The organism is Fertoeibacter niger (assembly GCF_009380135.2).
GTDB classification, from domain to species: Bacteria; Pseudomonadota; Alphaproteobacteria; order Rhodobacterales; family Rhodobacteraceae; genus Fertoeibacter; species Fertoeibacter niger.
In genome coordinates, this window is the sequence record NZ_WHUT02000016.1 from 64,289 (window position 1) to 72,765 (window position 8,477).

The 8,477-nt window shown below is 68.1% G+C and carries 8 protein-coding genes; 7 read left to right on the forward strand and 1 reads right to left on the reverse strand.

What is annotated here, in order from left to right; all coding sequences use genetic code 11:
• Positions 1-12: 12 nt before the first annotated feature.
• From GEU84_RS19265 to GEU84_RS19290, 6 genes are all read left to right on the forward strand, one after another.
• Positions 13-843 (forward strand): hypothetical protein, encoded by an 831-nt coding sequence (locus GEU84_RS19265; RefSeq protein WP_152828528.1) that lies wholly within the window; start codon positions 13-15, stop codon positions 841-843.
• Positions 843-1,781, forward strand: a complete 939-nt coding sequence (locus GEU84_RS19270; protein ID WP_241427776.1) for a hypothetical protein — start codon at positions 843-845, stop codon at positions 1,779-1,781. The genes GEU84_RS19265 and GEU84_RS19270 overlap by 1 nt, the downstream gene beginning before the upstream one ends.
• Positions 1,781-2,476, forward strand: a complete 696-nt coding sequence (locus GEU84_RS19275) for a class I SAM-dependent methyltransferase (RefSeq protein WP_152828529.1) — start codon at positions 1,781-1,783, stop codon at positions 2,474-2,476. The genes GEU84_RS19270 and GEU84_RS19275 overlap by 1 nt, the downstream gene beginning before the upstream one ends.
• Positions 2,469-3,170: an FkbM family methyltransferase gene (locus GEU84_RS19280; protein WP_152828530.1), complete on the forward strand. Its 702-nt coding sequence runs from the start codon at positions 2,469-2,471 to the stop codon at positions 3,168-3,170. The genes GEU84_RS19275 and GEU84_RS19280 overlap by 8 nt, the downstream gene beginning before the upstream one ends.
• A 96-nt stretch (positions 3,171-3,266) precedes the next feature.
• On the forward strand, positions 3,267-4,610 hold the full coding sequence (locus GEU84_RS19285; RefSeq protein WP_152828531.1) for a DUF1800 domain-containing protein: 1,344 nt from the start codon (positions 3,267-3,269) through the stop codon (positions 4,608-4,610).
• A gap of 20 nt (positions 4,611-4,630) precedes the next feature.
• Positions 4,631-5,809, forward strand: a complete 1,179-nt coding sequence (locus GEU84_RS19290) for a DUF1501 domain-containing protein (protein ID WP_152828532.1) — start codon at positions 4,631-4,633, stop codon at positions 5,807-5,809.
• A 49-nt stretch (positions 5,810-5,858) separates the two neighbouring features.
• Here the strand turns inward: GEU84_RS19290 and GEU84_RS19295 are convergent, their stop codons facing one another.
• Positions 5,859-6,977 (reverse strand): polysaccharide biosynthesis/export family protein, encoded by a 1,119-nt coding sequence (locus GEU84_RS19295; protein WP_152828533.1) that lies wholly within the window; start codon positions 6,975-6,977, stop codon positions 5,859-5,861.
• A 328-nt stretch (positions 6,978-7,305) separates the two neighbouring features.
• On the opposite strand from GEU84_RS19295, the gene GEU84_RS19300 reads away from it, so the two are divergent.
• Positions 7,306-8,346 carry an NAD-dependent epimerase/dehydratase family protein gene (locus GEU84_RS19300; RefSeq protein WP_152828534.1) on the forward strand — a complete coding sequence of 347 codons (1,041 nt, stop codon included), beginning with the start codon at positions 7,306-7,308 and terminating at the stop codon, positions 8,344-8,346.
• The last annotated feature ends 131 nt before the right edge of the window (positions 8,347-8,477 follow it).

Below are 8,477 nucleotides of genomic sequence, written 5' to 3' on the forward strand. Positions count from 1 at the left end.
AGAGAGACGCCCATGGCTCCGATAGCCCAGACCGCCGCCACCCGCCGCCCCGTCGCATCGCTGTGGATCGGGCCGCGCCTGCATTACCTGAACCAGCTTTGCCTGCTCAGCCATGTGAAACACGGCCACCCCACCACGCTTTACTGCACCGAGCCCGTGTCGAATGTGCCCGAGGGCATCATCGTGCGCCCCGCCACCGACATCATGGCGGTGGATATGGAAATCGTGCGCCAGACATCCGAAAGCTTCCTGTCCAACGTCTTCCGTTACAAGATGATCGCGGCCACCGATGCCATCTGGATCGACTGTGACGCCTTCTGCCACCGGCCCTTCCCGGACGGCATGCAGAACATCTATGCCGGCCACGGCTTTCGCGGCGCGCTGAACTGCGGGGTGGTCTATATCCCGCAACAGGGCGAGCTGATCGCCCGGCTGCTGGATTATTATGACAACCTGCCGGATGCGCCCGCCTGGTTCAACAAGCAGCAGCGCAAGAAGATCGAAAAGCAGGATCCCTCGCTGCCGCAGGCGGTGCGGATCTACAACGCCGAACGCACGGCCTTCGGGCCCCAGGCCTTCACCTACTTTGCCCAGCAGACCGGCGATTATGACAAGGCGCTTTCGTCGGATGTGCTCTACCCGGTGCCGTTCCAGCTGAACGACGTGTTCTATGACCCCTACGGGCGGGTCGAGGGGCATTTCACCGAGGCCACCCTGTCGGTGCATCTTTACACCAACGGCACCAAACCCTGGTGGCGCAAGAACCCGCCGCTGGCCAATTCCTATGCCGCGCGCATGTGCGCCGAGATCGGGGTGGACCCCGCGCAGGCCCTGGAAGAGTGATGGCCCGCCCGGTCCTGACCTTCGCCTATATCGTGGAGCCGCCGGATTACCAGATCATGGCCTGCACGCTCTTGGCCTCGATCCGCAGCGCCTTTGGCCCGGAGGTGCAGGCGGTGGGCTATTGCCCGGAACACAAGATGGCCGATCTGCATCCGGCGGTGTTCAAGGCGCATGACATGATGGGGGCCGAGATCCGCCCGATGATCACCGAAGGCATGTGGGATACGCCCTATCCGCATGGCAACAAGATCATCGCGGCGATGCAGCCGCGCGACAGCGCCTATTCGGCCTTCGTCGACAGTGACGTGCTGTTCCTGCGGCCCAATGACCCGGCCAGTCTGGTGCAGGCGGGGCATGTGTCCTGCTCGGCGGCGGCCTCGCTCAGGTGGGCGGAACAATCGGTCTGGGATGTGATCTATGGCGCGTTCGACATGCCCGTGCCCACCGAGCGCATCCGCCTGATGCGCCAGTCGGGCAGCCCGAAGATCCCCTATTTCAGCGCCGGTCTGGTGGTGTTTCCCGAAGCTGGCGGCCCCACCACAGAACAGGGGGGTGGCCGCTTTCCCGATGTCTGGTATGACACGGCCCGCATCCTTGACCGGGTGACAACGCTGGAAAACCGCCGTCCCTATCTGGACCAGATGACCCTGCCGGTGGCGATCCGCCGCGCGGGCCTGAACTGGAACATCCTGCCCGAAGAACAGCATTACATTCTGGGCGGCCAGTTGCGCGGCGCGCCGCTGCCCGAGGACCGCGAGATTTTCACCGTGCATTACCGCCATACCGCCATCCTGAAGGAGGTGGGCCTGCACAAGACCGCCCGCAGCCTGCTGAAGGCGCATACCGGCGTGCCCTATGTGCGGCGTCTGGTGCCCGGGCATGACGCTGCGGATGACGGCGGCGATGCGGCGGAAACCACAACAGGGGTGTCCGACTGATGGGCATCAGCCTGATCCCCGCGCTGTTTCTGGCCCGGCATGCGCAGCATGTGGGCGCGGCGGAACAGGGCATCATCCTGGGCCGGCAGAAACTGCATCTGAACGGCGCGAAACTGGCGCGCTTCATCCGCAATGCCGCCGCTTTGGGCTTTGATCTGGCGGCCGAGGATCTGGTGCAGCCCGACGGCTTTACAGAAACGCTGCTGGCCCGGCTGGGCTATCCGCCCATCGCGGCGCTGGATTTCACCGACAAGGAAGGGGCGGCGCATATCCACGATCTGAACCTGCCGGTGCCCGCCGAACTGCAGGGCCGGTTCGACATCGTGATCGACGGCGGCACCACCGAACATGTGTTCCACATCGGCCAAGCTTTGGACAATTGCCACGCGCTGTTGAAACCCGGGGGGTTGCTTTTGTCCTTCGTGGCGGGCGATGGCTGGTTCGGCCACGGGTTCTTCCAGACCGGGCCGGATGTGCCCTGGCGCTACTGGCACCATGCGCGCGGCTATGACATGCTGGAGGTCTCGCTGGTGCCGCGCCGCGCGCCGCGCCAGATCATCGCGGTGGACGACCCCACCGGCAAACCGCGCGGCGGCGAACGCGCGCTGGAAGGCCCCCACATGCTGCTGACCGCGGCCCGCAAGCCACTGGTGGCCCCGCCCTATGCCCCGCCGATCCAGAGCCATTATGTCTGACGCCCTGCCCCCCGAAGATGACGCGCCGCGTTCCGCCGCCGAACTGCGCGCCGAGGCGATGATCCGCCGCCAAAAGCGCAACCTGCGCAAGGCCAGCGCCGAGGGCTTTCTGACCGGCGTCACCGCCATGCTGCGCCCCGGCGATCTGGCGCTGGACTGCGGCGCGAATGTGGGCGCCATCACCGGGCTTCTGGCCGCCACCGGGGCCGATGTCATCGCGTTCGAGCCTGATCCCTTTGCCTTTGCCGCGCTGAGCAAGGGCTTTGCCGACCATCCGCAGGTCACGCTGGTGAATGCCGCCGTGGGGGCCACGGGCGGCACGGTGCGGCTGATGCGGGCCGCGAATTTCACCGACAACCCGGCTGGTGCCTCGGTCAAAAGCACCATCCTGCCGGGCGGGCGGGCGATTGATGCCGCCAGCGGCTTTGACGTGCCACTGATCGCCTTTCCCGACCTGTTGCGCGAAAAGATCGCCGAACGCGGCGAGGTGGCCTTTGTGAAGATGGATATCGAAGGGGCCGAGCTGGATATTCTCGAAGCGCTGGATGCCGAAGGTCTGCTGGGGCATATCCGCTGTCTGGTGGTGGAAACCCACGAGCGCAAGTTCAAGGCGCTGCGCCCGCGCTACCGCGCCCTGCGCGAGGGTTTTGCCGAACGCTACCCCGGCACGCGCATCAACCTGGACTGGATCTGAGGGCGCAGGCATTGCGGGACGCGGTTGACGCCGGGGGCCGGGCCGCCCATCTGAAAGGCTGGGAAAGCCTGCGACAGGGCGGGGCGGGATGACGGAATGCAAGGCGCGCTGCTGGAACTGATCCGCTTTGGCTATGGCCCGCTGGGGGGGCCCATCGGGGGGCCGCCCGCGCCGCCTGTGGCCCCCGGCGGGCTTGACCCCGACCGGCTGCTGGCCTCGCTGGATGCCCCCGATCCCGTCACCCGCCCCGGCACCGCCGCCCGGCTGGCGCTGCTGGCCGACCAGCGCCGCGCGCGCGACGTGGCCAAGGCGGGCGGGCCAAAGGATGACAGCGCGGTCAAGGCCCTGCGCCAGTTGCAGCGCGAGGATGCGGCCCATTGGGTGACGGGGGCGGCCACGGCCGCCTCGGGCTTTCGCGAAAGGCTGGTGAATTTCTGGGCCAACCGGCTGACCGTGGCCCCCACGCGCGGCGAGGGCGTCCATTTCGTGCAGCCCTACCGCGACGAGGTGGTGCGCCCGCATGTCGCCGGGCGTTTTGCCACCATGCTGGCCGCCGCCGCATGGCACCCGGCGATGCTGCTTTATCTCGATCAGGCGCGCTCGGTGGGGCCGAACTCGGCCTACGGCCTGCGCCGCCGCGCCGGGCTGAACGAGAATTTCGCGCGTGAATTCTTGGAACTGCACAGCATGGGCGCGGGCTATACCCAGGCCGATGTGACGGAACTGGCCCGGCTGCTGGCCGGGCTGAACTATGCCCCCGAAGGCGCGGTGTTCGACGCTGAGCGGGCCGAACCCGGGCCAAAGACCGTGCTGGGGGCGGAGTATGGCACGGGGCCTGCCGAGATCGCCCGTTTTATCGAGGCGCTGGCCCTGCGGCCCGAGACGGCTGGCAGCGTGGCCTTGGCGCTGGCGCGGCATTTTCTGGCCGATGACCCGCCCGCCGATCTGGTGGCACGGATGGCGCAAACCTATCTTGACGCGGGCAGCGCCCTGCCCCCGGTCTACCGCGTGTTGCTGGAACATCCCGCCGCCGCCGACCCGGTGCTGCAAAAGCTGCGCAGCCCGCATGAGTATCTGGTGGCCAGCCTGCGCGCCTTTGGCCTGACGGGGGAGGAAGGCCCGGATCAGGGCGGCCCCAAGGGCGGGCTGAAAACCGGGCCTGCCCTGCAGGCCATGGGCCAACCGGTGTTTCGCCCGCAGGGCCCTGATGGCTGGCCCGACCGCGCGGGTGACTGGATCACCCCGCCCTTCCTGACAGCCCGGCTGGACTGGGCGGAAAAGCTGGCCCGGCTTTATGCCGAACGGGCCGAGCCTGCGGCGCTGGCCCGGCACCTCTTGGGCGATGCGGCCACAGACACGATCCGCGCCGTGGGCCAGGCCGAACAACGGTGGGAGGGCGTGGCGGTGCTGCTGGCCTCGCCCGCCTTCATGCGGAGGTAGAACATGGCCAATGTGATGCGATGCTGACCCGTGACCTTCTGCTGTCGCGCCGGTCCTTCCTGATCGGCTGTTCGGCGGCGGCCAGCCCGCTGCTGACCCCGGTCAGCTTTGCCGCCGCCCCCGGCGAAAACCGGCTGGTGGTGATCGTGCTGCGCGGCGCGATGGACGGGCTTGACCTCTTGCGCCCGCTGGGCGACCGCGACTACGCGGCACTGCGCCCCACGCTGGCGGCCAGTGCCCATGACGCCCCGCTGGATCTGGACGGGTTCTTTGCCCTGCACCCCGCCTGTGCCGGGCTGATGCCGCTGTGGCGCGCGGGCGAGCTGGGTTTTGCCCATGCCGTCGCCACCCCCTACCGCGACAAGCGCAGCCATTTCATCGGGCAGGATGTGCTGGAAAACGGCAGCGCCGCGGGCAGCGGCGCGCTGACCCCCGGGGCCGACGGCTGGCTGAACCGCGCGCTGGCGCAGATGCCGGGCCTGCCCCGGGGGGCCGCCGTGACCGTGGGGCGCGAACCGATGCTGATCCTGGAAGGTGCGGCCCCCGCGCGCCACTGGCTGCCGGTCGATGAAAGTGGGCTGTCGCCGCAGGCGCAACTCCTGCTGGCCCGGCTGCACGGCGCCGATCCCGATTTTGCCGACCCCTACCGCCAGGCGGTGCAGTTGCGCGATGAAAGCCAGACCGGGCGCATTTCCAACGCCGATGCGAAACGTGACCAGCTCAGCGCCTATGTGGCCGACCGGCTGAAGGGCGAGGCGCGGATCGCGGCCTTTTCCTTCGGCGGCTGGGATACGCATCACCGCCAGGAACAGGCGCTGGCAAAACGGCTGGGCGATCTGGCCGACACGCTGCTGGCCTTGCAGGCCGAGCTTGGCCCGCTCTGGGCGACGACCATGGTGCTGGCGCTGACCGAGTTCGGCCGCACCGCGCGCGAGAATGGCACCGGCGGCACCGATCACGGCACCGGCGGCGCGCTGATCATGGCCGGGGGCGCGGTGCGCGGCGGGCGGGTGCTGGGGGGCTGGCCCGGGCTGGCCGAGGCCGATCTCTTTGACCGGCGCGACCTGATGCCCACGGGCGACCTGCGCGGCTATGCCGGATGGGCGCTGCATGACCTTTTCGGGCTGGCGCAGAGCGATATCGAGGGCGCGGTGTTTCCGGCGCTGGCGCTGGGGGCCAACCCGCGCCTGCTGCGGTGACATCCGGGCGGCATGGCTGCCGCAGGGGGGCCACCGCAGGCGAGCCTTGTCAGTTGTCGACGGCGTTGACCAGACCGACCGACTGGCCGAACAGGCCCAGCACCGTGCGCACCCCGTTCACCGGCGATTCCGTGGCCAGCACCAGATCCTCGGGCTGGATATGGAAATTGCGGGCGCTGAACAGCCCGTCCGCCGTTGTCATGTCCAGCGTGAAGACCACACGGTCGCGATCCGGTCCGCTGAGCCCGTCGGCACGCACGGCCGTTGCCGGGTATTCGCGCAGGATCAGCACGCCCTTGGGGTTGGCCCGTGCTTCCTTCACCCCGCCGATCAGCGACACGGCATCCAGCGCCGACACCTCATCCTTGGGGAAAGGGATCAGATCCTGCTGGCCGCTGGCCCCCAGGGCGATGAAATACCGCTTGTCGGCCTCGACGATCACCTTGTCGCCGCCGCGCAGCGTGGTGTCGAGATGCGGCTCGGCAAACAGCCGCGCCACCGAGATGCCGTAAACCGCATTGCCGCGCGACAGGCGCAGCTGCGGGTTGGTCAGGCCGGGGCTCACGCCGCCGCCCATGCTCAGCAGGCTCAGCACGCTGAAATCGCGGTCGGGCAGCGGATAGGTGCCGGCCTTGGCCACACCGCCCACCAGATCGACCGAATTCTGCCGCCCCGGCGTCACCACCAGCTGCACCTGCGGCGAGGACAGGATCGCATCCAGCTGCATCTGGATCTCGCTGCGGGCCTGGTCGGGGGTTTTGCCCTTCACCGTGACCTCGGCGATATAGGGCACGAAGATCGTGCCCCCCGGCGAGACGGTCACGCCGTTGATCTGCGTCATCTTCTGTTCGGTTGCGGTCAGCAGCGAGTTTTCGTCATTGTCCCAGATCGTCAGGTCGATCCTGTCGCCCGCCGCGATCATCGGGCTGGACGGGCCGCGCGCCCGGTTCAGCCAGCCAAGCCCCCCTGCCCCGGACGCCAGCGGCCAGCCCGCCACCACGGCCACATTGGCCCGGGTGACAGGCACGACCGACAGGTCGCGCGTTTCCTCATCCGTGGTGCCGCGCAGGATTTCCCGTTCGACGGCCCCGCCCCGCGGCAATGCGCAGGCGGTCAAGGCAAGGATGCCGCACAGCGACACAAGAATGCGAAAGGGTGGCAGCCCCATTGTTCATTCCAGACATATGAAAAACGACATGTTGACGGGCAGAGCCCGGGCGGCCCCTGTCTGGCGCAAGATACTGACCTTGGGGGATAGGTCAACGGGCCGGACGCGCCAAGCGGTTTATCCACAGGGCCGTGTCGGCGCTGCTGCGGAAATGACCTGTTTGTGCAGGCAAACCGGCAGCTTCCTGCCGATAGCGCCAACAGCCCCGGACCACGGCGCGACAGGGCCGCGCATCCTGCCCGCGCCGCCACCGGGGCGAATCGCCCGCCCGGCCCCGCCGGGCCCCACCGCATGCGGGGCGAGCCTTGACCCTGCCTGCCCCGCCTCTATGGTGGCGCCGCAATCAAGGGAGGCGGATGTGGCACGCAAGGCACTGGTTACCGGATCGGCGGGCTTCATCGGCTATCATCTGTGCCAGCGGCTGCTGGCCGAGGGGTTCGCGGTCACGGGCATTGACTCGATGTCGGCCTATTACGACGTGACGCTGAAGCAGCGCCGCCACCAGATGTTGCTGCAACACCCCGGCTTCACCGCACATGAGGGGCGCATCGAGGAACCGGGGCGCATGGCAGATCTGGTTTCGGCGGGCGCCCCAGATGTGATCGTGCATCTCGCGGCACAGGCCGGGGTGCGCTATTCCATCGACGCGCCGCGGTCCTATGTGGAATCGAACGTGATCGGCACCTTCGAGGTGCTGGAGGCCGCGCGGGCGCATCCCCCGGCCCATCTGCTGATCGCCTCCACCTCCTCCGCCTACGGCGCCAATACCGCGATGCCCTATGCCGAGACGCACAAGGCCGACACGCAGATGTCGTTCTACGCCGCCACCAAGAAGGCGACCGAGGCGATGGCGCATTCCTATGCGCATCTTTACGACATCCCGACCTCGATGTTCCGGTTCTTCACGGTCTATGGCCCCTGGGGCCGGCCGGACATGGCGCTGTTCAAGTTCACCCGCGCGATCCTGCAGGGCGAGCCGATCGACGTCTACAACCACGGCGACATGATGCGCGACTTCACCTATGTCGATGATCTGGTGACAGGCATCCGCCGCCTGATCGACGTGCCGCCCGTGCGGTCGGACGAGGCGCCCGCCCCCGGTGACAGCCTGTCACAGGTGGCCCCCTTCCGCGTCGTGAACATCGGCAACGGGGCGCCGGTGCGGCTTCTGGATTTCGTCGAGGCCATCGAGGCGGCGCTGGGGCAGGTGGCGGAAAAGAACTTCCTGCCGATGCAGCCGGGCGACGTGCCCGCAACCTGGGCCGAAACCGCGCTGATGGACCGGCTGGTGGGCCCGCTGCCCAAGACCGACATCCGCGACGGCGTGGCGCGTTTCGTGGCCTGGTACCGCGACTATCATGGTGTCTGAGGCCGCACCCATCCTTCCGTGACCGGAAGGATGGGCCGGATTGCCCCGCGTTACCGCGCGGCGGTCATCCGTCAGCGCCCGACCGAGACATAGGCCGCAAAGCCCGCCTCCGTCACGGCCTTTGCCGAATA